The sequence below is a fragment of the Gardnerella swidsinskii genome, from assembly GCF_023277705.1.
Taxonomy (GTDB): Bacteria; Actinomycetota; Actinomycetes; order Actinomycetales; family Bifidobacteriaceae; genus Bifidobacterium; species Bifidobacterium swidsinskii.
On the sequence record NZ_CP083176.1, the window covers coordinates 304288 to 330744 of the forward strand.

At 44.7% G+C, this 26457-nt stretch carries 15 protein-coding genes and 1 pseudogene; 3 read left to right on the forward strand and 13 right to left on the reverse strand.

The annotated features are described in order from the left end of the window. Positions 1 to 588: 588 nt before the first annotated feature. From K9E37_RS01265 to leuS, 13 genes and pseudogenes are all read right to left on the reverse strand, one after another. Positions 589 to 7510: pseudogene (locus K9E37_RS01265) on the reverse strand (peptidase). Between the two features lie 869 nt (positions 7511 to 8379). Then, a complete protein-coding gene (metF, locus tag K9E37_RS01270) occupies positions 8380 to 9234 on the reverse strand; it encodes a methylenetetrahydrofolate reductase [NAD(P)H] (protein ID WP_004108239.1) in 855 nt (284 codons plus the stop codon). Positions 9235 to 9237: 3 nt separating this feature from the next. Continuing rightward, on the reverse strand, positions 9238 to 11592 hold the full coding sequence (gene metE, locus K9E37_RS01275; protein WP_248893401.1) for a 5-methyltetrahydropteroyltriglutamate--homocysteine S-methyltransferase: 2355 nt from the start codon (positions 11590 to 11592) through the stop codon (positions 9238 to 9240). Between the two features lie 457 nt (positions 11593 to 12049). After that, the gene (locus K9E37_RS01280; protein ID WP_004108244.1) at positions 12050 to 12607 is read right to left on the reverse strand and encodes a SixA phosphatase family protein; all 558 of its coding nucleotides are present in this window, start codon (positions 12605 to 12607) and stop codon (positions 12050 to 12052) included. Positions 12608 to 12616: 9 nt separating this feature from the next. Next, entirely contained in the window at positions 12617 to 13753 is a 1137-nt protein-coding gene (locus K9E37_RS01285; protein ID WP_248893403.1) for a tRNA (adenine-N1)-methyltransferase, read from the reverse strand. Between the two features lie 60 nt (positions 13754 to 13813). Then, positions 13814 to 14857: a tRNA (adenosine(37)-N6)-threonylcarbamoyltransferase complex transferase subunit TsaD gene (tsaD, locus tag K9E37_RS01290; protein WP_076002926.1), complete on the reverse strand. Its 1044-nt coding sequence runs from the start codon at positions 14855 to 14857 to the stop codon at positions 13814 to 13816. A gap of 21 nt (positions 14858 to 14878) precedes the next feature. Then, positions 14879 to 15409, reverse strand: a complete 531-nt coding sequence (gene rimI / locus K9E37_RS01295; RefSeq protein WP_248893404.1) for a ribosomal protein S18-alanine N-acetyltransferase — start codon at positions 15407 to 15409, stop codon at positions 14879 to 14881. A gap of 25 nt (positions 15410 to 15434) precedes the next feature. Further along, on the reverse strand, positions 15435 to 16262 hold the full coding sequence (gene tsaB / locus K9E37_RS01300; protein WP_012914281.1) for a tRNA (adenosine(37)-N6)-threonylcarbamoyltransferase complex dimerization subunit type 1 TsaB: 828 nt from the start codon (positions 16260 to 16262) through the stop codon (positions 15435 to 15437). Positions 16263 to 16375: 113 nt separating this feature from the next. Continuing rightward, positions 16376 to 16948, reverse strand: coding sequence for a tRNA (adenosine(37)-N6)-threonylcarbamoyltransferase complex ATPase subunit type 1 TsaE (gene tsaE, locus K9E37_RS01305; protein WP_248893406.1), 573 nt, complete (start codon positions 16946 to 16948; stop codon positions 16376 to 16378). Between the two features lie 111 nt (positions 16949 to 17059). Further along, complete coding sequence (holA, locus tag K9E37_RS01310) at positions 17060 to 18058, reverse strand: DNA polymerase III subunit delta (RefSeq protein WP_248893407.1); 999 nt, start codon at positions 18056 to 18058, stop codon at positions 17060 to 17062. Between the two features lie 66 nt (positions 18059 to 18124). Continuing rightward, positions 18125 to 19816: a ComEC/Rec2 family competence protein gene (locus K9E37_RS01315; protein WP_248893409.1), complete on the reverse strand. Its 1692-nt coding sequence runs from the start codon at positions 19814 to 19816 to the stop codon at positions 18125 to 18127. A 7-nt stretch (positions 19817 to 19823) separates the two neighbouring features. Then, positions 19824 to 20639 carry a ComEA family DNA-binding protein gene (locus tag K9E37_RS01320; protein ID WP_248893411.1) on the reverse strand — a complete coding sequence of 272 codons (816 nt, stop codon included), beginning with the start codon at positions 20637 to 20639 and terminating at the stop codon, positions 19824 to 19826. A 694-nt stretch (positions 20640 to 21333) separates the two neighbouring features. Continuing rightward, the gene (gene leuS, locus K9E37_RS01325; protein WP_248893413.1) at positions 21334 to 24318 is read right to left on the reverse strand and encodes a leucine--tRNA ligase; all 2985 of its coding nucleotides are present in this window, start codon (positions 24316 to 24318) and stop codon (positions 21334 to 21336) included. Between the two features lie 209 nt (positions 24319 to 24527). On the opposite strand from leuS, the gene K9E37_RS01330 reads away from it, so the two are divergent. The 3 genes from K9E37_RS01330 (at position 24528) to K9E37_RS01340 (ending at position 26384) form a co-directional block, all read left to right on the forward strand. Next, entirely contained in the window at positions 24528 to 24968 is a 441-nt protein-coding gene (locus K9E37_RS01330; protein ID WP_004108264.1) for a hypothetical protein, read from the forward strand. Between the two features lie 74 nt (positions 24969 to 25042). Further along, positions 25043 to 25486 carry a DUF2871 domain-containing protein gene (locus K9E37_RS01335; protein WP_080551015.1) on the forward strand — a complete coding sequence of 148 codons (444 nt, stop codon included), beginning with the start codon at positions 25043 to 25045 and terminating at the stop codon, positions 25484 to 25486. Between the two features lie 82 nt (positions 25487 to 25568). Then, on the forward strand, positions 25569 to 26384 hold the full coding sequence (locus K9E37_RS01340) for a fructosamine kinase family protein (RefSeq protein WP_116431622.1): 816 nt from the start codon (positions 25569 to 25571) through the stop codon (positions 26382 to 26384). Positions 26385 to 26457: the final 73 nt, after the last annotated feature.

Consider the following 26457-nt stretch of genomic DNA (forward strand, 5'->3'; position numbering starts at 1 on the left):
TCAGTCGCTTTGGCTGTTAAAGACTCTCATGCATACTTTGTTCTCTACGAACGTTGCTCCATCAGTCCTCTTTTAGTGCTCGTAAAGAAATCCCCCAAACTCTGCGTATTTAATCGTTAATAACCGTGTCTATCGCAGAGATTTTTCGATTTTTCTTCTTCGCTTGGCGAATCAGCAGCCTGCGGCTCTGACGTTCGCCGCGCTCAGTGCGAAAAATCTCAAATCTCACCACGCTAATATTCCTGCAACTAAGCTGATGCGGAGTGTGTAGTATGAGTGCCTGGCGTGATGTGTGCGACGACCTGCTTTCGCGCTGCGATTTAGCGCGCGAAGGCAACTCGGAGCGGAAACTCGCTTAAGTTGGAAGTCCAGTGGACTTCCAACGCGAGTTTCGTAGCGAGCGCGTTACCCGCGCGAGCATGTCTTCGCTCAGCACGGACGCTAGTGTTCTTTAAGCAACAAATAGTCACCGTTTGCAAAGCACTGGCGCAAAGCTACAGGAACAGCATGTGCAGCAGCATGAAGAAACAAAAATCCCTCGCGGATTATCGGAAGATAACCTGCGAGGGATTTTAGTTACGCGATAGACTACTCGTTAGAGTGCTTACGACGGCGAGAAGCTACGCCAGCAGCACCAAGACCGGAGAAGATTGCAGCAAGACTTGCAAACAAGCCAGTTGCAGCACCCGTCTTAGCAAGACCACTAGCATTAGCAGAAGCATTACGCCACGCAGCCTTAGCGTTCTTAAGATTCCTCAAAGCGGCATCAACCTGAGTCTGAGTAGCATTCTTATCAGCAAGCACACGCTTAGCCTCAGCCAAAGCACTCACATAAGCTCTAGCAGCAGCAGTATTCGCCTTAGACGCAGCAGAAGAATCTGCTTCAGAATTATTAACCTCAACTCTCAAAGCAGTCTTATCAACCGAAGCACTCTGAGAATCACTAGCATCAGCATCATAGCCGCTACCGCTTCCAACACCACTGCCTATGCCAAACGGGTGATTAATCTTATACTTAGCCGCCTGAAGCTTCTTCAAAGCCGCGTCAACCTCAGCCTGAGTAGCATTCGGATCCTTAAGCACACTGTTAGCCTCAGCCAAAGCCTTGTTATAGGCGTCAATATCCTCAGTCATTCCAATCATAAAGAATACAGAATCACGGAACTTAGCATCAGCATCTGCTTCTGTTTTCAGCTTGGAAGAATCAGTCTTGTAATCATCGGCAATCTTCTTCTTGGCGGCTTGGAGATCCTTTAGAGCATCGTCAAGTTGCTTTTGAGTTGGGACTTTAGTACCATCTGGAAGATCAGTCTTTGGCTTTCCAGTAGTGCGATCAAACTTATCAAGAAGATCCTTGGCAGCCTTGAGCTTCTTGTTATAGTCGTCAAGAGCTTTCTTAGCAGCGTCATCACCCTTAGCAGTCGCATTCTTGAACTCTGGAGTATTCTCGAACACGTCGGTTCTGGTGTCAGTATCTCCGCCCTTCGACTTATCAACTTCTTCTTGCAAGTCATGCGGGCTGGTGACGTAGTTCTTAGTAATCTTATCCTTAATTTCCTTCAGATTCTTAAGAGCCTCGTCAACTTCTTGCTGAGTTGGGAGTTGCTTTCCAGCTGGAATGTTGGCTTTTGGATTGCCACTCTCGTCGAATAGATCAAGAAGTTCATTGGCTTTCGCTAAAGCGTCATTGTACGCTTGTATGTCTGCGTTATCCTTGCTGTCAGCACCCTTCTTGGCAAGAGCATTCTGGTACTCGGTAGACTTTTCGAACTTCTCGGTGTCTGGCTTAGCTCCGCCGTCGTCCTTAAGCTCTTTCGTTTCTTTCTTAAGAGCGTCGACTTTGGTCTTGAAGTTGTCGTCGATATCCTTCTTGGCCTTCTTCAAAGCCGCAAGAGCATCATCAACCTGCTTCTGAGTTGGACGATCTTCTGGCTTTGCGTTTGGATCAGGATTCTTGACCTTTTCAATAAGCTCGTTTGCTTTAGCAAGCTTCTCGGCATAAGCTTTAAGCTTTTCCGTTGCAGTAGCGTCACCAGCGTTCTTCTTTTCAAGCGCATTCTTGTACTCAACCGACGCCTCGAATGGAGGTGTTACAGGTTGACCCTGTGCGTCCTTATCGCCGACTTCGTTTTCAAGAAGCTTTGCATCAGTCTTGTAGTTGTTAGCAATCTTGTCTTGAGCTGCTTGCAGTTTCTTTAGCAAGTTGTTTACAGACTTCTGAGTTGCTGTCTTCTTCCAGTTATCATCATTAAGCTTCTGCTTGATTTGATTGAGAACATTCTCGAAGCCAGTGTCTTTGCCAGTTTCACCCAAGTCATTTGTAGCACCTGGATCACCAGCAGTCTTCTTAGCAAGAGCATTCTTGTACTCAGGCGTCTTCTTGAAGCCATCATCTGCAAAGTCTTTGGCAGAAGTCAACGCTTCAAAATTCGTCTTGTAGTTGTCAGTAATTTGCTTCTTAGCTGCAGTAAGAGCATCGAACGCATCGTTAATCTGCTGTTGCGTTGGACGTTCGCTGTTCTTCTTGTTTGTATCCTTTGCATCACTTACTAACTTGCGAGCATTTGCAAGAGCATTCTTGTAAGCAGTAACGTCTGCATTTTCATTACCATCGCTTGTCTTAGCTTGAGCATTCTTGAACTCTGGAGTAGCTTCAAAGTCGCCTTCAGTAACAGCAGGAGCATGTTCAGCAGTAGACTTGTTAATTTCTGTCTCAAGACCAGTAGTAACAGTCTTATAGTTATCCTCAAGCTTCTTGCGAGCTTCGTCAAGAGTCTTCAGTGCGTCGTCGATTTCTTTTTGAGTTGGCTGCGCGTCTAGTGGCGTGTCTTTATCATCATGCTTCTTCAAAAGCTCCTGAGCTTTTGTTAAAGCTTCATCATACTCCTTCTTAGCCGCTTTGGCATCATCATTTTTCTTAGTATCAGGCTTGCCATCAGCAGTTAAGAAGTGAGGATCAGACGCATTGCGATACGCATCAGAAGTTTGCGTGCCTTCCGTAGGCGCAGGACCCTCTGTAGAACCGTGCTTTTTTACGCTTTCCGCAAGCTTGGTGGTGTCGGTGTTGTACTTGTCAAGCTCTTTGCGAGCGTCGTCAAGCTTCTTCAACGCATCATTGACTTCCTTTTGCGTAGCATCAGGCTTCTTGAGCAAGTCTTTGGCTTCGTTGAGTGCTTTGCCGTAGGCATCTGCTGCCGCTTTAGCAGCAGCGTTCTTGGCATCATCCGGTCCCGAGCCATCAGGCTTTTGGAAGCTTGGCTGCGACGCGTTCTTAAACGCAGGGCTTGGATGAGTGGTTGCGTCCTCGTTAATCGACTTAATCAGCTCGTCGGTCTTAGTCGCAAACTTATCCAGCGCCTTCGCTGCTTCGTTCATTTCCTTAAGGATTGTGTCAACATCCCTGTTCAGCGGCTCACCGTTTTTGTGCGCCTGAATGTCTTTCAGGTAGTCCTTATCGTTAGGGTCGCCATCTTCCTTTGGGATAATGTTATCAGGAATATCATGACCATTTGCTTGATCCTTCGGAAGCGTGTTAGTAAGCGCAGCTGTTAGTTTCGCTGCTGCCTTTTCATACGCTTCCTTAGCCTTTTTAGCAGCTTCTACCTTAGCTTTTTCTTCTTCACTAGGATTTTGCTTTTCGGCAAGTTCTTTCAAATTCGCGTAGGCTGGGCTGTGTTGTATTGCAAAGTCATTAAGCGCAGCAGCCGAAAGTCTGCTGGTGTCGGTTGCGTAGGTGTCAATAATCTTGCGAGCAGCGATTAGCTGCTCTTTAACCGCATCAACCTTTTTCTGATCTACGGTGCTCCCAGGCTTATTTAATTCATCCATCAAGTCTTTTGCAGCGTGATAAGCGTCGTTATAGGCTTTGAAGTCTTTCTTAGCCTGCTCGTCGCCTGCTTGCGCTTTATCAAACGCGTTGAAGTAGGCTGGCATCAAATAACCGCTGAAGTTGTCCGCAATAGCTTTACCAAGATCGGTTTTATCGGTAGAGTATTTGTCGGCATGAAGTGCTGCTTCAGCGTCTTCAAGCGCTTTCTTAGCGTCCTCAACGTCTTTCTTGGTAGCGTTTTTGTCTGCGAGGACGTCTTTAGCTTTCTTTAGCGCGTTGTCATAATTTGTGACAGCTTGCTGAGCAGCAGAATCGTTAGTCTTAGCCTTAGCGTTCTTGTAGAACACACTTTGCTTGGTAGCATCGTTTGGATCAGGATTATCGAAGCTCTTTTGCACCGCAGCGGCAAGAGGAGCCTTGTCGGTTGCGTTGGCATCAAGCGCTGCCTTAGCTTTCTTAAGATCATCAATAGCCTTGTTTACTTCTTTTTGAGAAGCGTTTGGATCCTTGGAGACCTTATCTGCTTCTGCTACAGCGTCGTCGTAGGCTTTGCGCTCTGTCTCGTTAGAGTTCTGGTAAGTTGGGTCGGCGGTCTTAAGCTTCTCGTCGCCTCGCTTAGACGCATCGCCCGTGTTCACCTTACCATGCTGAGCGATGGCATTATTCAACTCATCCTTGTTGGTGGTAAAGTCGTTAAGCTTTTCGCGCGCAGCATCAAGCTTTAGCCTTAGCGTCGTCAACAGCCTTCTGCGTGGCGTTCTTGTCTTCCTTTACCTTATTAGCTTCCTCAAGAGCCTTGTCGTAATCTGTCTTTGCCTTCTTAGCAGCTTCGTTTCTGTCCTTATCATCAGAACCGTCTGCCTTCTTGAAGTCAGGGTCGCTTACGTTCTTGAACTGGTTCGTTGCTTGTGTACCAGTTGCGGCAGTACTACCTTCAGCGGCCTTGCCGTTGGCTTCAATCGAGGCGTTCAGCCCGTCCTTGTTGGTGTCAGGACCATCAAGCTCGGCGCGTGCCTTATTAAGGTTAATCGTAGCGTTATCGATTTGCGCCTTCTGCTCTTCGGTAAGGTCTTTTTCTTGCTTGTCCTTAACAGTTGCAAGCAAGTCTGTTGCAGTCTTTAATGCCTTTTCATATGCCTCTTTCTTATCAGCAGACGCGTTGTAATACTTCGACTGTGTTGGAACATCCTTGCCCTCAACGTTTTCGGTCTTGTGCTCGCCAATCGAATCCGAAAGGTCTTTCGTCTTATGATTCGTCTGCGGCACAAAGATAACGTTAATTGCTTTTGCTGTATTGCCTGGATTGCGGCCTTGCTCCAGATAAACATGCTTATAGTATGTCATTGCATACGGCTCAACAAACAGACGCGCCTTGAAAATCTTGTCCTTTTTGCCAGCTACCGTTACAGAGCCAGCCTCTGTATCCCATGAATACGAACCAGCTATTGATAAATTATCACCGAGGTCTACGTCAGAATTAGAAACTTTCTGATTCCCAGACCAATAAGCGCCACCCATATTGCCAAGCGTAAGCTCGCCCGTTGGCTCGCCATCTTTATTAAGCGCATAGTTCATGTGCGACTTGCGCGAATGAGTACTTGTACCTTCATAGGCAAGCGTCTCGCCGCCTGTAAGGTCGCGCAAACCAGACTTTGGATCCTTTGGTTTAGCTTTCAGCAAACCAAGAATCTTTGTTGTATCAAATTCTTCTGCTTTAGTTGGATCGTAACGGTAGATAATAGTGGTCTTCTGATCATTACTCCAAGAAATACCTTCGTCGGTATCGCGACCATCAATCTTGGTTTTAGTCCAAGTAACGTCGTAATCCTTGCGGATGTCTGGAAGCTTGGTGAGCTTGCTCTCTTTTACATTAGATGTAAACTCAGCAACTGACTTGTCAGTCTTGATCTTAACGGTAATCTTGTTTTCCGCCTGACCATTAGAGATACCCTTATTAGCATCACCAGATGCAGTAAGATCGCCAGTAAGGTACGAAAGCGAAATCTGATCTGTGCTGGTAAGACCAAGCTCTTTATTGCCTTTATTAGCTTCAAAAATAGCTGTTTTAATTCGGTCAAGTTCGGCATTGGAGTAGCCAAGTGGATTAGCAACAAAGACTGCCTTATCGCCAGTTGGAACAGTAACATCCTTTTCTTCAAGCTTCTTCAACACAAGGTCACGCAAAGCAATCTTAGGAACGTCCTTTTCATCAACACCATCAAAGTGGATTACAGCTTCGCCTTTGTCGTTGATACTTACCTTGTCTTGGGCAACATTGTTAAGCGCCGCAAGTTTTTTGATGATGTCGGTTTTTACTTCTTGCGAAACGTTAGTTGGATCTTCAACAGTTGGCTTGTCGATACGCGTGTCGTAGCGCGCAACCGTAAGCGGAATAGCTTGCGACTTAAAGCCCAAATCCGTAACCATATAGGTGTTAAGCGTCTTCGCGCCAGCTACGTAAGTCTTATCCGTTGCGCCTTGAGCTGAGGTTTCCTTATTAATAGCCTCAAATGCAGTCTTGTCGTAAGCACCATCAGCTTTTACGTTAATATTTTCTGTAAATTTATCAGAAAGCTGATTATTTACAGACTTCTTATCACTACGCGCTGTCTCAATATTGCCAGCGGCAGTAATTGCTGATTGAACCTTTTCAGGAGTAAGCTGCTCGTTATACTTAAGCACCACAGAGCCGGAAGTTTTTGGCGGCACAAGCGTTACAGCACGGAATACGTTTGTTTTATAAGCAACAGTTTCGTTATTATCTTTAGTTACGTACACGAAAATAGAGCGACTGGCTGTATACTTCTCAGCGCCTCCATTAAGGTTACCATCCCTAAAAAGAGTTATCATCTTAAGGTCAGCAGAACCATCATTATTCGCAGTAAACTCATATTCGCCAGAATAAGCTTGGTGTTTACCTGAATTTTTCGAGTAAAAATCAATACCTCTCTCACTTTTCTCATTATTGAAACCATTCGTCTTAGCAGGGAAAATAGCGATACTGGTAATATTGCCATCTTTTGGCTTTGCAAAATGGAAAGTAATAGTATGCTTTTCACCATCTACGCTGTATGTATTGTCTGAGCTTCCCCAGCCATACACGTTCGGCATAGTGTCAGCGTTATTCTCGTCAATATCAATCTTGGTATTAGAGGTATCCGTTGTGTCTGGATTAATTTTATTAGGATCTTGACCTGCTGAACCATCAGAAGCGCGATCTTGATTTTCAGTTGCAGTCTCGTCGGTTGGCTGAGCATCAGGCAACGAGCGCTTACCACGAATCTTTACAACAGTCGATTTATTTTCAGTACCATCAGTATTTACAGTATTCTCGGATTTCTGCTCAGCCTGCTTATTGGTATTCTCAGCCTTATACCCAGCCTCTTTATTAGCTTCAGTCTGATTCTTATCGCCAGCTTCAGCCTTCTTACCAGTCCCAGCATTCTCACCAGCAGTCACAGGCGTCTGAGCTACATCCGGCTTAGTATCAGGAGTACCACTCACCTCCGCCGCCATTGCCGGAGTTGCACCAAAAGCGAACGACGCACCAGCTAACACGCCTGCAGCGCCAACCGTAAACGCCGCCACCTTGCGAGCATCCACAGCCTTCGCAATCGCGTTACTTACTGCAGCATCCAATGTAACCTTGCGTGCGTGCTTTCCGGAATTTGAATTTATCATAATGATATCTCCTTAATATCGATTCTCTCTGAATAAGTCTTTATGAATTTATTAGTGAAGAGCTTTATGTAGTAATCAAACGCTGATTGAACTACAATCAGATACATATAAAACTTCCACTCAGCTTTCAAAAGCACGAATCCCTTGTTGAGATTTATGTTCAATAATACCTAATATATGAATATTTTGCAATGTATCTGTTATGATGCATAGCCTACTAACCCCCCCCCGCGAGACTTTATTTCAACGTTTTCGGCAGGTTTTTGCGGTCAAAATTAATATAGCAAATGTAAGCTAGATTACATTTTTAACGTCGATTCTAAACACATGTTTAGAATAAATTGCATTTATTTTGTGCATATATACATAGATATACATTTATATACACTCACACACTCTATGTTAAATTTCAATACTCACTGCCCTTCAGTCGTGTGGATATTAGCGTGGTAGAGATTTGAGATTTTTCGCACTGAGCGAGGACGCATGCACGTTTATGAAGTTTTGCAGTTGCGCTCTGTGCAGACGCTGATTCCTGTTGATTAGTGAACACTAACATCCGTGCTACTGCATGTGCCACTCCAAGCACTCTTCCCACCACAACAAAAACAATTGTGAGTGAATTAACGTGTGAGTGATAGGAATTGCTTAGTCGAGCAATATAAAAGCGGAACGATAGTAATAATATTATTGACGAATACTATTTTTGCAGAAAAAGTAAGTAAAAAACTAAACTTAACTACACAACCGCTAAGTCCAAATAAGGTATAAGAGCGTAGCGCTGCGAGACAAGTAATTCCTATCACTCACCTTTGCATAAAATAAAACCGCAAATAAAGAAATCCCCCAAAACTCGCAAACGCTACCACCTACCCAATCTTCGTAAAAAGCGGCTTCACATTCGCCCAAATCCTTCGCGCAATACCCGGATGATTCATGGTATACAAGTGAATACCATCCACACCTTCAGCAATTAAATCGTTAATCTGCTGAGAAGCAAAAATACTGCCAGCATCGCGCAAGCAATCAGCATTACTCCCCCAACGATCCATCATTGCGGAAACTTGCGAAGTAATGCGAGACGCACACAAACTCGTCATGCGCTTAACTTGCGAAGCGTTCGCAACAGGCATCACTCCAGCCTCAATCGGCACATTAATGCCTGCCGCACGCGCCAAATCACGGAAGCGCAAAAAATCCTCGTTATCGTAAAAAAGTTGCGAAATTAAATGCGTAACACCCGCATCAACCTTGCGCTTCAAATTATCAATATCCGCTTGCAAACTTTCCGCTTCCGGATGCTTCTCCGGGTAGCAAGCACCCAAAATCGGCAAATCCGGGTGCTTTGAACGAATATAATAAACCAAGTCACTAGCGTGCTCAAAAACGCCTGCCGATTCCTGGCCCGCAATCACGTCGCCGCGCAAAGCCAAAACCCCGGAAACACCAGCATTATCAAACATTTCCAAAGCTTCATCAACAGCATCATAATCAAGGTATCGAGCAGTCAAATGAGCAACCGCGTCAATACCATATTCGGAGCGAATCGTATTCGCAATACGCGCAGTAGCAGTACGATCCTGCAGCTTTCCAGTGCCGTAAGTAACCGAAATAAAATCCGGGTCAAGGCCTTTCAACCCATCCAAAGTATCATAAATCGTACCGATAGGAGATGTGCGCTTAGGTGGGAAAACTTCCAGCGAAAACTTTGGTTTATATGGCATAACTCACCCCTTGCACTGAGAATTGCACTGCTGATTGCTTAGCTTGTTAGCTTGCAATTGCGCGCGAACCTCTTTAGCTGCAGAAACAAGATTCTCCAAGCTTGGCCAAGTTTCAGCGTCACCTCGAGTTTTAAGACCGCAATCCGGGTTAATCCACAGCTTCTCGGCAGGCATCTTGCGCAAAATCTCGTGAATACGCTCCACAAGCTCCGTCTTACCAGGCACGCGAGGAGAATGGATGTCGTAAACGCCAGGGCCAGCCTCAGTCTCAAAATGCGCGTCGTGAATAGCGTCAAGCACAACCAAGTCACCGCGAGAAGCCTCAAAAGAAATCACATCCGCATCCATAGCGTCAATGTCACGAATAATGTCATTAAACTCCGAATAGCACATATGCGTGTGAATTTGCGTAGTCGCAGCCACAGCAGAATGAACAAGGCGGAAAGCAGCAATAGCCCAATCCAAATACTTCTTATGCCAATCAGAACGACGAAGCGGCAACTTTTCACGCAAAGCAGCCTCATCAATCTGAATCACACGAATACCAGCTCGCTCCAAATCCAACACCTCATCGCGAATAGCAAGAGCCAACTGCTGAGTCTGCTCCTCGTGCGTAATATCCTCGCGAGGCCAAGACCAGTTAAGAATCGTCACAGGACCTGTAAGCATGCCCTTAACAATATGCTTCGTGCAGCTTTGAGCATAAGCGCTCCACGACACAGTAATTGCAGACTCGCGAGAAACATCCGACCACACGATTGGAGGCTTCACGCAGCGAGTGCCATAAGACTGCACCCAAGCGTTCTTCGTAAACTTAAAGCCGCGCAAATGCTGGCCAAAATATTCAACCATGTCGTTTCGCTCAAACTCGCCGTGAACAAGCACATCCAAGCCGATTTGCTCCTGATGCTCAATGCACTGAGCAATGCGATTGCGCATAAACTCGTCGTAAGCTTCGCGAGTAATTTCGCCCTTACGAAGATCAGCACGAGCGTTACGAATATCCTTAGTTTGTGGGAAGGATCCAATAGTTGTCGTTGGCAAATCCGGCAAGCCAAGAGCTTCTTTTTGCAAACGCTGACGCTCCACCCTCTTAGGCAATCGCACAAAATCAGAATCCTTAAGATTCGCAAGACGATTAGCAACAGCAACATCCGCTTTCACGCGTGAACCGTCAAACAAAGCCTGATTTTTAGCCAAAACGTTACTAGATTTGCGGCTTTCGTCGCCTTCTGTAGCAAGATTGGCAATATCGCGAATCTCCTGCAACTTTTCAACAGCAAAAGCAAAATGTTGCAAAACATCCGCACCCAAAGCATCCTCACCAACAGTGCTAAAAGGCACGTGAAGAAGCGAGCAAGCAGTAGAAACAGCCACGCGATCCGTAATATTCTCGCGCAAAGCGTCAACCAAACCAAGGCTTACAGCATAATCGTTGCGCCAAATATTGCGACCGTTCACAACGCCTGCAAAAAGCGTAGTTTTTTCGTTCACACCATAATGCTCAATGGCTGCAAGATTTTCTTCCTTGCCTTCCACCAAATCAACGCCAACGCCGTCAAAACCAAGATCATTCACAGTTTCGTAAGCGTCAGCAATATTGCCAAAATACGTGTTAAGAAGAAGCTTAACTTCCGCACTCCTGGCTTCAAGCAAAGGCTTATACAAAGCTTCAAAAAGCTCCAAATCGCCTTCCTCTTTATCCAACGCCAAATAAGGCTCATCAAATTGCAACCAAGTTGCGTGAAGCTCGCCAAAACGCTTAACAATACTCGCATAAGCAAAAGCCAGAGCCGAAATCACAGACTCTGTTACTTCCAACTCCTGAGCTTCAGGAGTACGAGCCAACTTCAAAAAAGTGTACGGACCAATCAGCACAGGCTTAGTTTCCAAACCCTGCGCGCGAGCCTCCAAAAACTCATCAAAAGGCTTAGTTCCAGCCAAATGCAAGGCTTCCGGATTCTCAACTTCCGGCACAATATAGTGGTAGTTCGTAGTAAACCACTTCTTCATAGGCAAAGCCGTCACATCGCCGCGCTCACCCTGGTAGCCGCGAGCAATAGCAAACAAAGTATCCTCAGCATGCTCAAAATTCAAAGCATTGTAACGCTCAGGCACAGCACCAAGCAAAATAGCAGTATCGAGCATTTGATCATAGTAGCTAAAATCGTTACTTGGAATTAAATCAATCCCAGCTTCAGCTTGCAAACGCCAATGCTTAGCTCGCAAAGATTGAGCAACCTCACGCACTTCGTCCAAAGAAGCATCCTGCTTCCAGTAACGTTCAATAATCTTCTTCAACTCACGATTGGCACCAATACGTGGAAAACCGGAAACAGAAGTAAAAACCGCAGACATACATCCTCCAAAAAATTTCTTTGACTCGCTTTAGCCTAGCAAAGAAATGCTTGAATGCGGTCATTCAAGAACTTGGGGTGTCGTTATAAGATTAATTTATATGCTTAATTTCGTGCGCGTTTCTTTTCCTTGGCGAAATGTGAGCAATGGAAATTACTTGTCTCGCAGCGCTACGCTCTTATACCTTATTTAGACTTAAAGGTTGCATAGTTAAGTTTAGTTTTTTACTTACTTTCTTTCAAAAATAGTTATTTATCAAAAAGATATTACTATCGCTCCGCTTTTATATTGCTCGACCAAGCAATTTCCATTGCTCACAACAAACCAATCAAAATAACATAAACTATGCAATTAAGCTACGGGTGGGTGCGCAGCGGGGGGATTATTTTTTGGCGTGGTGTGGGCGGCAGCACTGATGCTAGTGTGCCTTGAACAACAGAAATCAGCGCATTCTTAGCTAGGCAAAGGATTTGGGCGTAAGGATTGCGAGAGCAGTAGCACCGCGCAATCCGCAAGTCGCGAATGGACGATCAGACACAAGCACCACAACCGACGCATTAGCAAGCCCCAAACGCATCGCCCCAAGCACATCCGGATCCGAATCAGGCGAAGAAAGCCACTGCGCAGCCATCGACATCGTCGGCTCATGCCCAACAATCATCGTCGTATGAACATCGCCTCGAATCGCTTGCAACTCGTCCATAACAGATTGCATGCCGCCATCATAAAGACTTTTGCGCGACTCAACCACAGGAGAGTCGCCAAAACGCTTCAACATGCGTTTCAAAGTTTGCTCAGTGCGATTCGCACTAGAACACACAATATAATTCGGCACAAGCTTCAAAGATTCCAAGCCTTTTGCCATAATTTTCGCCTGCTTCAAGCCCTTATCAGTAAGACCACGACCCCAGTCGTCGCCCATTTCAGGAGCTTCAGCCTTCGCATGACGCATCAGCAACAAAACGTACTTACTATGATGTGCTTTCTTCATAAGCTTTTTCATTGGTGATGCCATAATGCTCTCCTACTTAGCTTGATTATGCGCTGATTGTTGTGCAGACTGCGAATCTTGCAAATCTTGCGACTGCGAATCTTCCGGCAATTGCGCAAGCTGCACGTCTAAATCACGTAAAACTTTACGCAATTTACGATCCGAAATATCGCGCAAAGACAAGTCTTCCAACTGTTCAGCGCGCTCTTCTGCTGTCATATCGTCAATATCGCTCACAGTATCTTTAGTACCGTGTTCACGCTTCTTCAAAGCACTAAAACCTTCAGCCATTGCGCGTGAAACAATCAAAAATCCAGTGTGACCAATCATCGCGTGATCCGGGCGCACAGCCAAACCTTGAGCTTTCCAAGTGCGCTCCAATGTTTCTTGAATTTCTGGCTCAGTCCACATGCCACTTTCTCGCAAAGCTTCAGCCATGCGAGACATTTGCGTAGTAGTCGTAACATACGCAATAAGCACGCCTCCAGGCACAATAACGCGATGTGCTTGTTCAAGGCGATTCCAAGGGTCAAGCATGTCTAGCATAATGCGATCCACGCTGTGCGCATCTAAGGTTTTTGCAACAGAATCAAAATCGCCAGTAAGCAAATTCCACCATTCTGGTCGCTTTCCGTAGTACAAAGTTGCGTTAGATTCAGCAATTCGTGCAAAATCCGGGCGAAGCTCAATCGTAGTAAGCTTTCCGCACTCCCCAACTGCGTCCAAAAGGCTTAAGCTCATCGCGCCAGAGCCTGCCCCCGACTCCAAAACGCGCATGCCAGAACGAATATCTCCTAAAGCGATTACTTGCGCAATATCTTTCGGATACATAATTTGCGCACCCCTAGGCATAGAAAGCACGTAGTCAACCATGCGCGGCCGCATAACTACATAATCCCAGCCACCAATAGCGCGCGCCGCCTTCCAAGGTTTGTTGGACAATTTAGAAGGATCAACAATAGTTTGTTGCGTTTCGCGCTTTGCGCTAACAGTAGTAATTACAACGCCTTCGCTTTGACCAATCACGTCGTCGTGACAAATAAGACCGTGCTCAGTTTGCGTAACCCCGCCTGCAACAAGCTGTGCAGTAATTCGCTTACCTTTACGATCGGTGAACTGAATCTTCTCACCTACTCGTAACACTCCACTACGCGAATTAACTGACTGCACAAAACACCTCACTTATTTTTAGAGCACGATTTCTTAGCGCGACTTTTATTATTTCTACTATTATAAGCTCACCGTCGTAAGCGGCATAGCAGAATCGATTGCAAAATCAGGAGCAGAAGGACGAACCCCTGCTTCTACCAAATTCACGCCTAGCATTGCAACCATCGCACCGTTATCCGTGCAAAGCTTAAGCTCTGGCAAACGCACTTCAATTCCATGCTCCTTGCCGCAAGCCAACAAATGCTCGCGAAGCTGCGAATTAGCGGAGAATCCGCCACCAATCATAAGCGTTTTAGAACCGTACTGCTCGCAGCCCATCATAGCTTTTCTAGAAAGCACTTCCGCCACAGAATTAGCCAAAGAAGCACACACGTCATCAACTGGAATTTCAAGACCCTGAGCTTCACGCGCTTCAACCCAACGAGCAACAGCAGTTTTTACACCCGAGAAGCTGAAATCGTACGGATGCTCTTTGCCGGAACGACCTTGCGTTAAACCTTGCGGAACTTTCAAAGTATTCGGATTTCCAAGCCTTCCATGCCTATCAATATGAGGACCACCCGGGTATGGGAATCCAAGCAATCGCGCAACCTTATCAAAGCACTCGCCGGCAGCATCGTCCAAAGTTGTGCCAACAACGTCAATACTTTTAGCAATATCGTTCACGTGAAGAAGCGAAGTGTGACCGCCGGAAACAATTAAAGCAAGTACATCTTCCGGCACATCGCCGAATTGCAATTGCGTTACTGCAATATGCCCAATTACATGATTAATACCATAAATCGGCTTATTTGCAGCCCAAGCTAATGCTTTAGCTCCCGAAACTCCCACAGCTAAGCAGCCAGCAAGACCGGGACCTGCGCTTACTGCAATCGCGTCAACATCGCTTAAATCCATGTTTGCGTCTGCTAAAGCTTTAGAAACAACCGGCACAAAAGCTTCAGCGTGCGCACGAGAAGCAATTTCTGGAATCACACCGCCGTAGCGCGCATGCTCTTGCATTGAAGATGCCACCACATTTGACACCAGCGTGCGTCCGCGCACAATAGCTGCGGCAGTTTCGTCACAAGTTGATTCAATTCCCAATACGATTGCTTCGCTCATTTTATTCCTCGTTATTCCTCGTTATTCCTCAGTTCCGTTATTTTTTGCGGTTAGATCAGCGCACATTGTGTACGCATCCACACCTTCCGGCTGATAGTAACGTTTTCGCAAACCCATTTTCTTAAAACCAAAACGTTCATACAACGCGAGCGCAGGAACATTGTCAACTCGCACTTCTAGCAGCATGCGTTTAGCACCAATTTGTTTTGCAGTTTTAATCATTGTCAACAAAAGCTTAGAGGCTATGCTTTTTCGTTGATATTGTTTTGCAACGCCAATTGTCATTATTTGCGCGTCATCGCCGTCAAACCAGTAGCCAGCATACCCGCATAATGTATGCGTATTTTCGTCGATTTGAGCGTAATACGCGCGCATAGGAGCTTGTAATTCTTGCGAAATCATGCTCTCATTCCATGAGCCTTTGCCAAACAAGTCAGCTTCAATAGGCGCTATTTTTTGCGCTAACTCATCGCAAGTAAAATCGCACTTTGGAACTATATTGCAATTCTCGACTACTGCTGGAAATTGAGAACGCGTTATATCAACAATCATAATTACTCAAATCGTTAAAACGCTTCTATTTTTCTTTTGCCTTATTCGCTTCGCCAGAGCCAAGCACATGCTTAAGCGGATTTGGCACAGACACGTCCGGACGGCGCAAATAAAGCGGTTCAACAGCTTTTACGTGCTCATCTTTATTTGCACATTCCAAAGAGCATTGCTCGAAAATTTGCAAGCCTTGCACACCCAAGTCAAGCGCGCAAACTTCTGCAATAACGCCAACATGCGCAATATTTCGCCAGTCTTCAACGTATTTTTTAGCACCGTGTCCGAGCACATCCACGCAATAATTTTCGTTAGTTTGTCTTGCTAAATACTCGTTTACGCGAGATACAACATTTTGCGGATAGTCAATATCCATATCTATTAGCGCATTTCCTTCGTCGTCGTACAAGGACATGTACACTTGACGACGGCGTGCATCATTTAGTGAAAGCACGTAGTGACGAATATTAGAGTCGCAAGAATCAGCATCATTCGGAAGATTTAGTAGAAAACCCTTCTCTATACTGCCATTTTTGCGAGCTTCTTCGAACGCGCCAGAACGCATCATCAAACTTTGAGGAAGAAGACTATCACACCCCAAAATTTCAGCATTATTTGCAAACGCAATCGCTTTTGCTGCAACTAATCCTGCGCGAAGTCCTGTAAAAGGAGCAGGACCTACTCCCACAACCACGCGTTTAATATCGGAAGGCTTAAACCCAGCGTCCTCCACAACTTTTGCAATATTTACTTGTAAACGCTCCACGTGAGTGCGAGAGTCGGTTTCAACAATCGGCTCATGGTCCACAATTCCAACAGTAGAGCCAAATGATGTGTCAATAATCAGCGTATTACTCATGTTCATTCCTCGAAGTCACGTACCAGACTAGCTTACTCGCTTAGCACAACTTGCGTTATTTACTGCGTTATTTACTTATGTATTACTCGCGTATTACTCTGCCTATTTCTTAATTACAATTTTGCAAGTCGATTAAGCCAATCCTTGCCAGCAGCTTTCAAAGTTACGATTCGCTCGCCATCGCTAGTAAAATCGTCTACTTGCGAAGAGTCAATAGGTCTTGCAATATGAACTTCTAAGCGCTCAGCAGCAAGCACTCCTGCCATTTGCTCACCCCACTCCATAAGCACAACAGTGCCGTCTCCTGGCTCTTCCAAAGCTTCGTCAAGCCCCAAAGATTCAAGCTCGTCAAGCAAACGCGAAACAGTATCTTGCCCCGGAGCAAAATCTTCGCCACCCAAACGGTAAGCGTCGACGTGAATTAACGTCGCAGGCTTACCATCCGCAAAAGTGCCGTGCAATTCGCGCGCAATCGTAAAAGTTGGAGACACAATCGGCTCACTAATTGAAAGCCCTGCACCAAAACCTTGAGCGAACGTTGTTTTACCAGCTCCAAGAGGGCCAGAAAGCAGCAGAACGTCGCCTTCTTTAACTAGTTTTGCCACAGCTTTGCCAAGCTCACGCATATCAGCATCCGTAGGCACAGTACAAACTTTTTGCTGTTCTGACACCGTTTCTTCTTTCATACTTAACACAATCTTTCTAATTTGCAGTTATTAATTTACGATTTTTAATTTACGTTTCCTATTTACGATTCCTATTTGCGATTCTTAATTACGATTCTTAATTTACGCTTTCTAATTTCCTCGAGCCGCAATGAGCATAATACATTTTTCAAGCGCATAATTCGCGTCACTAGATCCGCCTTTGCACTGCTCATCCGCCCAAGCTAAAGATTGCAAACATTGAGAAACACCTGCACTATTCCATCCAGCAAGCTGACGCATTGCTATTTTAAGCGCCCACGGGTTTACTTTCGCTTCAGCACTAGAAATCGTGCCGTTGCGAATTGCCATTGCGAGCGCAATTACGCGTACTTTTGCAGCCAAAGCACCTATTAATGCTATGGCGTCAACTCCTTGAGCAATTGCAGTTCTTGCTGCAAGCACAGCAGAACCTGCATGACCTGCAACAGCTTTATCCGCAACAAAAAAGCCGGTAACTTGCGGATCTGCAATCAAGTATCGATCGACAATATCAAGCGTTATTGGATTATCGTCATAATCGAAGCATAATTGCGAGCATAATGCTGCAAGCTCTCCTGTTTTACTTCCCAAAACTGACACAAGACGTTGTGCTGCTTGAGGCTCAACGCTTCGATTGTGACGCTCAAATATGCTCATAACAAAGTTGAGTTTTGCATCGTCTTTTTTAAGATCCGGCACTGTAATTGTGTTTGCGCCAGCTTTCGTAAGGCGCGTAATAATAGACTTTCCTTTAAGCCCACCTTCGTGACGTGCAATAACCCAAGTTGCAGAAGAGCCTACAAAATTATTTTCACTATTTTGCGCTTGTTTGCAGAAATTTTCGATTGCGTCTACTAAAGACTCGTCTGCTTGTTGCAAATTATTTATTATTACAATCGTTCCGTCACCGAAAAGCGAAGGACCTACAGCTTCGTCAAATGCGTACTGATCCGCAGTTGACGCATCGAGTTCAATAATTTCAGCATCCGGAGCACTTTCTTGAACTTTTTCACGCACAGTTCGAGCATTAAGCTCGTTTAAGTAAGCGTCACCTCCAACTACCAGCGTAACTGGCATAACGCGTTGCGCGCGCTTATTATTTGCTGCCATAATGCTCCTTAAACCAACCAACTCTTAACCATCATAATATTGCATTCGAATATGCGTGCGTGTTTGCTACTCTTCGAAAATTTTCTCTGCTTCTCGTAGCGTCCGCTTTGCAGAAGCAGACCACAGTTGACCAATTATGTTAGCTCTTTGAACATAATACTTATTGCGAAAAGCTCGCAAAGTTAGCATAAACAAAGCCAATATCACAAATTCCGCGCACAACATTGCCCACGCTCCTGCAGCACCTTTTATCCATGGAAACACGCCAAAAGATACTTCATCGCACCAACACGCACACTTTTGCATAAAGCTTGTTCCAATTGATGAAGCTTTCGCAAAAATAAGCGATAATCCATCGTTAAAGCTCGCACAAACTAGCGAAATTAAGCCGAACACTGTTGCCCAATCCATAAGAGGCGCAACTATTAAGTTAGCTGGCACAGACATAAAAGACACTTCCGGTTGCATAAGAATTTGCACTGGCATAGTCCAAAATTGTGCAGAAAGCGTTATAGCTAGCGCAGAAGCAACACAAGATGGCATATATTTTGCAAACGTTTTAGAAATCGGCACTCCCATAACAACAATTCCCAAAGTTGCTGCGGAAGAAAGAGCAAAAGCATAGTCCCAAGCGTATGAGGGATTTACCACAAGCACGCCTATAACAGTCCAACTTAAAGCACTAGCTGACTGGTATGGTCGTTTACAACACCATGCAACAGCGGATATTATTCCCATAATTAACGCTCGAAGCACAGATGCAGAAGGGTAAACTATTGCAGCCAAAGCAATTTGCAACGTAATTTGTATTAAAGATGTAGACCAACGAGGCAACAGTAATCGTGCGCAAAACTTGCGAATAATCATACTAAGTAGCAAAAAGTGTCCGCCTGAAACTGCCATAACATGCATGATTCCAGCATGTTGAAAATGTTGACGCGTCATATTCGCATAAGTTTCGTCGACCGGCTCAAGTGAACTTGCATCCTCTACTGGCACATATTCTTGCCCAAGCATGCCAACAGTTACTCCAGGAACCAACATTCTGCCTTGCATATCGAGCTTATTTGTTACGTCATAAAACGATTTCCACAAATTACTAACGGCTTTGTGCCAAAAGTCTGAGTCTTGTACAACATGCAAGTTTCGTTGAGTTTTTTCTACATGCAATTCAGGCTTACTACTATCAAATCTCGAAGCTTTCACGCTAACAGGAACGCTTAGGCTCGAACCATAGCTAAGTTGCTTGCATATTGGCGAATACGCATACAGTCGCGCTTGAACATAACTTTTTTGCGCATCAAACTTATGCACTTGAACATTCGCTTGGCAATCTCCTTTAAAACTTCTAGACGAGCGCACAGGAGCAACTACTGTAAATTCTGCAAAATGCGCGTGCTCGGCATTATTTCCTTGAAAATACAGTGCTTTAGTAGGATTATTGCCGCGTATTTCTCGCATAATAACGTCACCAGATATCACATATTGAGTTATGTACGAAAGCATGCACGCAGCTACAAAAACGTTTATTGCTACTAAAACTGTTCTGCGCCATATAAAAAACTTAAATTTTTTGCAAAATATAAAAATCGAAACTATAGTTGCATTGAATAAAACTATTGAAATGCAATAAATTATAGTAAAATTGCATAAGAATTTTCCAATTAAGCACCCAGCCCAGCACGCTGCAGCAACAGGAATCATACGAAAATCACGACTTCCAGAAACGTTTTCTACTTTTTCTACGTTTTCTCGCATAATTCACCTATTTGACGTCAACATTCCCACGGAATTTATTCAAGGTTTTAGGCCCAATTCCTTTAATTTGCATCAAATCTTCTAAACTGCGAAAATAACCAACTCTTTTACGCTGAGCAATAATGCGCGCAGCAGTTTTGGGTCCGATTCCTTTTAAGGTTTGTAGCTGATCAAGCGTTGCAGTGTTTATATTGATTCTGCCAGTGTTACTTTGATGAGAAGCAGTATTCTCGTTGCTTCTGTCGCTTTTGTTATTACTGTCACCTTTGTCGCTTTTGTTATTACTGTCACCTTTGTTGCTTTTGTTGTTGCTTTTACTTCCGTTATTGCCTTTACTTACATCATCTCCGTCACTTACATCACTTCCGCTGTTTTCGTCGCTTTCATTACTTACGCTTTTTTCTTCATCATCATTTTTATTCTTATCTTTTACATTATTAAAAGAAGGCTTTTCGCGACTAGTATCGTCGTTTTCTATTGCAAACGCGCCTGCTTTTTCGTTCTGAACTCGTTGATATGTTAAGGATTGAGAAATGAGCATTGTCAGGCTTGCACAAAGAGCTGCAACTAGTATCAGCATTAAAGCAAGCGTATGTACAGGCTTCATGTGAAATCTAGGAGAAGTTTTGCTACTTATAATTTCTTCATCAAAAGAATTACAAGCTTTTTCGCAATAGTCGTCACTAAAATTTTTACCAAAATTACTGTTAGAAAATTCTTCTAAAGACGTTGCAATTCGTCTCCGAGGCAAATCAGACGCAGGCTTATTAAACCTAAAATTATGCGCATAATTCTGCCCAAAATTCTGCCCAAAGTCTTCCATAAATCCCCCAACTCTTAAAGTTCTTAACTTAACTATTGGGCAACTTACTAACACTTCGCAACAAAAATACGCGCCTGTGGTTAAAACCTTTAACAGCCAAAGCGACTGAAGGAACGCTCGCGCGGTTAACGCGCTCGCTACGAAACTCGCGTTGGAAGTCCACTGGACTTCCAACTTAAGCGAGTTTCCGCATTGAAATGCCTACGCGCGCTACGCTTTGAGCGCTCCGGCAAGTCAATGCGCAGCTTAATTAAGCGACTTTAGTGTACGAATACCAACGTGGTGAGATTTGAGATTTTTCGCACTGAGCGAGACGAACGTCAGAGCCGAAGGCTGCTGATTCGTCGAGCGAAGAAGAAAAATCGAAAAATCTCTGCGATGTGCACGGTTATTAACGATTAAACATGCAGAGTTTGGGGGATTTCTCTACGAGCACTAAAAGAGGACTGAGGAAGCTACGTTCTTGTAAGAACAAAGCAGACAGTAAAGTCTCTAACAGCTAGAGCGACGAAGGACGGGACGTGCGAGGAGAGAAATCCCCCAAAACTCGCGCCACATTAAGGAGTATTCCCCGAAACTCGCGTTGGAAGTCCACTGGACTTCCAACTTAAGCGAGCTTCCGCGTTGAAATGCCTACGCGCGCTACGCTTTGAGCGCTCCGGCAAGTCAATGCGCAGCTTAATTAAGCCGAATTTTACCTCTCGTCAGGCACAATAGACACAATCTTTGGAGCCTTCACAATCACCTTGCGTGGAGCCTTACCGCCCAAGCGATCAGCTACAGCTTCTAGCGCAAGCTTTTCAAGCTCAGAAGCATCAATATTTGGATCAACTTCAAGCTTTGCACGAACCTTGCCCTTGATTTGCACAACGGCAGTAACACTATCCTCACCAACGTAGCGAGAATCCGCAACAGGCCAATCTGCGTGAGCAATCGACTTTGTGTGTCCAAGCTTGCTCCACATTTCTTCGCAAATATGCGGCGCAATTGGAGCCAGCATAAGAACCAGCGGCTCAACAGCTGCTCTCGGCACGTGAGGAAGCGAAGTCAAGTGGTTGTTAAGCACAATCAGCTTAGCAATTGCAGTATTTGGACGCATTGCTTCCATTTCCACAGTCACTTCTGCAATTGTGTTGTTAAGAATCTTCAACGTCTTCTCATCCAAAGCGTCGTCAGTTACCACGCAAGCTCCGGTTTCTTCGTTCACAACGTTACGCCACAAGCGCTGCAAGAATCGCATGCCACCAACAACGTTACGCGTGTTCCACGGACGAGACTCAGAAAGCGGACCCATGCTCATTTCGTACAAGCGGAACGTATCTGCACCGTAGTTTTCGTACATGTAGTCTGGGGTCACAATATTCTTTAAGCTCTTGCCCATTTTGCCGAACTCGCGGTTCACAGTTTCGCCATGCCACGTAAAGGTTGGCTCGCCAGTGCCGTTTGAAGCACCTTCTTCAACCTCGTCAGCAGGAACGTACTGTCCGCGCTCATCCGTATAAGCGTAAGCCTGAATCATGCCCTGGTTAAACAAGCGGTGGAATGGCTCAGCAGAATCCACGTAACCCAAGTCGTAAAGCGCCTTATGCCAGAATCTGGAGTAAAGCAAGTGCAAAACTGCGTGCTCTACACCACCAACATAAAGGTCAACGCCGCCAGAAACATGCTCTTTGCCTGGACGGTTTGTGCCCATCCAGTAGTCATATTCATCGCTGTCAACCATATGCTCAGCGTCGTTTGGATCCAAGTAGCGCATGTAATACCAGCAAGAACCAGCCCAGTTTGGCATAGTGTTGGTGTCGCGATAGTAGGTTTTTACGCCGTCACCAAGGTCGAGCTGAACTTTTACCCAATCCTCGTTTCGGCTCAAAGGTGCTTCAGGCTCAGAATTTGCGTCGTCTGGAGCGTAAGTTTTTGGCTGATAATCAGGAACGTCCGGCAATGCAATTGGAAGCTCGCTATCTGGCACTAAGTGAGCAACACCGTCCTCATCGTAAACGATTGGGAATGGTTCACCCCAGTAGCGCTGACGAGAGAACAGCCAGTCGCGAAGTCGGTAAGAAACTCTACCTTTTCCTACGCCTGCAGCTTCAAGCCAAGTCGTCACCTTTTTAATAGCTTCATCTACACGCAAACCGTTAATAGACAAAGCATCGCCAAGCTTATGAGTATGTTCTACTGCTGAATTAATAACAATTCCGTCGTGAGAAACAAACGGAGCTTTACCCTCGTAATCCTCCAACTTTTCTTCGGAATCAGGCAAAGGCTCAACAGTGTAAATTACTGGCAAACCGAATGCTTTTGCGAAATCATAATCGCGCTGGTCGCCGCCAGGAACTGCCATAATTGCACCTGTGCCGTAGCCCATAAGCACGTAGTCAGCAGCAAACAGTGGAAGCTTTGCTCCAGTTACAGGATTAATTGCATAAAGACCCGTAAACAAGCCTGTTTTTGCTCCTGCGTCTTCCGTGCGATCTTTAGCAGTCTTCGCGCGAGCTTGAGCTTGATACTCTGCCAAGCCTTCTTTAAGACTTGCGTAACCGCCCTTCCAGCCTTCTGGAACGTCCGCACCCCAAGCTTCTGGAACATGCTCAAGAATTGGGTGATCCACAGAAACAACAGCAAAAGTTGTGCCAAAAAGCGTGTCTGGACGAGTAGTGTACACTTCCAAATCGCGCGTTTCGTCATCCGCACATGGCACTTCAAAGTGCACAGATGCACCGTGAGATTCGCCAATCCAGTTTCGCTGCATAAGCTTAACTTTTTCTGGCCAATCAATAGTGTTCAAATCTTCCACCAAGCGGTGTCCATAATCGGTAATTCGCATGGACCACTGGCGAAGGTTGCGCTGGAATACTGGGAAGTTTCCGCGTTCAGACTTACCTTCTGCAGTAACTTCTTCGTTTGCGAGCACAGTTCCCAAGCCTGGGCACCAATTTACAGGAGATTTAGAAATATAAGCAATACGGAAATTGTTTAATACATCCGCTTGCTCTACTTTATTAAGCTCTTCCCACTTTTTGCCTGCAAAACCAGGAATTTCGCGCTTTCCGCTCTTAAACTCATCAACAAGCTCAGCAATTGGTCGAGCAGAACCTTTTCCGCCGTCTTTGCGCACAAAATCAGGGTTGTACCAAGCGTCATAAAGCTTGGAGAAAATCCACTGCGTCCAACGCACATAATTCGTATCAATAGTTGCAAAAGACCTACGATCATCAAAGCTCAAGCCCATGCGGTGCAGCTGCCTGCGCATATTAGCAATATTCGCCTCAGTGGTGATGCGCGGATGCTGACCAGTTTGCACAGCGTACTGTTCAGCCGGCAAACCAAAAGCGTCATAACCCATTGCATGAAGAACATTCTCACCCTTCATGCGATGGTAGCGGCTTACAACATCCGTTGCCAAATATCCAAGAGGATGTCCAACGTGTAAGCCTTTGCCGGAAGGATACGGGAACATATCCATTGCAAAGAAAGAAGGACGACCGTCAGCATTCCTGCCTTCGCCATCCTTCAAATTGCCCTTAACATTAGCGGCCCAAAATGTGCCCTGCTCGTCCCAGGTTTTTTGCCAGCGCTGCTCAATATCTTGTGCGAGCTGCGCGTTGTAACGAAAAGCTGGCTCAGCAATAGTAGCTTTGTTGTCAGCTGTTGCATACTGTTGATCGTTGTCGTTCATACCCTAGGACTATAGCGTCTAATATCGTCATTACGCAACACTTTTTACAAGTTTTGTTAAGAAAAATATGCTTTTTACGAAAGTTTTACTGTTTAATGCAATAAATTTATGCAAACAAGCTTTTTCATAAAATCCATTATTACAATAGTAAACAAAACAATAGTAAACAAATTATTATTAAATAACTTTTTAATACAAGAGGTTAAGAATTGAAAGTACCGAAGAATACACTACTACTTATTGCTTGTTTAGTTTGGGCAGCAGCAGGCTTTAATATTCTCAATATTGGGTTGTTAGCATACCAAAATTATTTGCAACCACTTAATTATGCTTTGTCTATTCTTGTTTTTGGCATATTCCAATTCCTAATTTTTGGCAAACTTGTAAAAAAGCATACTCAAAGAATTAACGGCTATGCTGAAGAAAAGCAGTTTTTCCTTAAATTCTTTGACGTAAAATCCTTCATAATTATGGCTTTTATGATGACAGGCGGAATTGCTTTGCGCGCAACTAACGCAGCTCCAGAACAGTTTATTGCAGTGTTCTACACAGGCTTAGGAACTGCACTATTTTTAGCAGGATTGCTTTTTGGATATCAATTTGTTAAAACTGTATGTCCGCATTACAAAAACACTCATACTATGCAATAGTGCTTACAAACACTTGTAACACCAGCAACATTACTAAGGAATATTTGACTATCACTCTACGTAAGGAAGTTACTATGAATCATGTTATGAAACGTTATATTAATACGTCTTTGTTGTATGCTGTCCTCGCCATGATTGGCGGTGTCTTTTATCGCGAATTTACAAAATTTAATGCTTTCCATGCAAAAAGTATGCTTGCTGTAGTTCACACACACTACTTTATGCTTGGCATGGTTGTTTTTCTGTTACTTATATTAGTTGAGAAAAACTTCAGTTTTAGTAACGAAAAAACTACACGAATCTTAGTAACTTATCATATTGGACTCAACCTCACAGCACTAATGATGGTTACTCGTGGAATTGCACAAGTACTACGTCTACATCTCAGTCCATCTATAGATTTTGCCATAACTGGTTTAGCAGGAATCGGACACATCCTACTTGGCGTAAGTATTGTACTAATCTTATTGCAAATTAAACGCAGCATCGCTCATTGTGCTAATACTTCAGTAAAATAGTGAGTTTGGGAATAAATTAATAAATATTTTATTAAGTATGTAGCACATGTTTCGTATGCGCTACTACGCTAAGAAGGCTTCTATGAACAACGCTGTATATAAGAAAAGTAGATTATACGCTCCTGAGCGTTTCTTTGAATGCGAAGGTAAAGGCTTAAAATGGCTTTCTGAAGCTCACAAATACGGCGGCCCTAGAGTGGCTGAAGTATTTGATTGGGGAAACGGTTACCTTAATATTGAGCGCATTGACACTCACTCAGCAACACCACTTGCTGCATTTGAGTTTGGTGCAGCGCTCGCTCATATGCACGATTACGGTGCAAAATATTTTGGTGAAGCACCAGCAGATTACGATGGCACATGCTATTTTGGACCTTTAAGTGATCCAGTTGAAATGCCAACTGGCACTTGGAGTAACGTTATTGACTACCTTGCGGACGGACGATTGCGTCCTATGGTTGAGCTTGGTATTGCTCGCGGAGAGCTTACTCAAAGCGATTTAGATCTTACAAACGAAGTTATTGATGCGCTGCCTGATTTATTAGGAAAAGCTGCAGAAGATAAGCCTGCTCGAGTTCACGGAGACTTGTGGAGCGGAAACGTGTTATGGACTAAAAGTTCAGACGGCGAACACACTGAAGCTGTTCTTATCGACCCTGCAGCACATGGTGGGCACCGCGAAGAAGATTTAGCTATGCTTCATCTGTTTGGAATCAGCTATTTTAGGCAGATTTTAGACGGCTATCAGTCTGTTCATCCACTTAAAGCAGGTTTTGAGCAGCGCATGATTATTTGGCAGCTCTACCCTATTGCAGGACATTGCGTGTTCTTTGGCGGAGGCTACGTGAGCGAATACCGTAATATGTGCGAAAGTCTTATAAAAAGTTCTATAAGATAATTTTGCTCACTAAAATAGCAATGTAAGTATTTAGCACATGGCTATATACAATGTTAGAAGATAGTTACAAGTA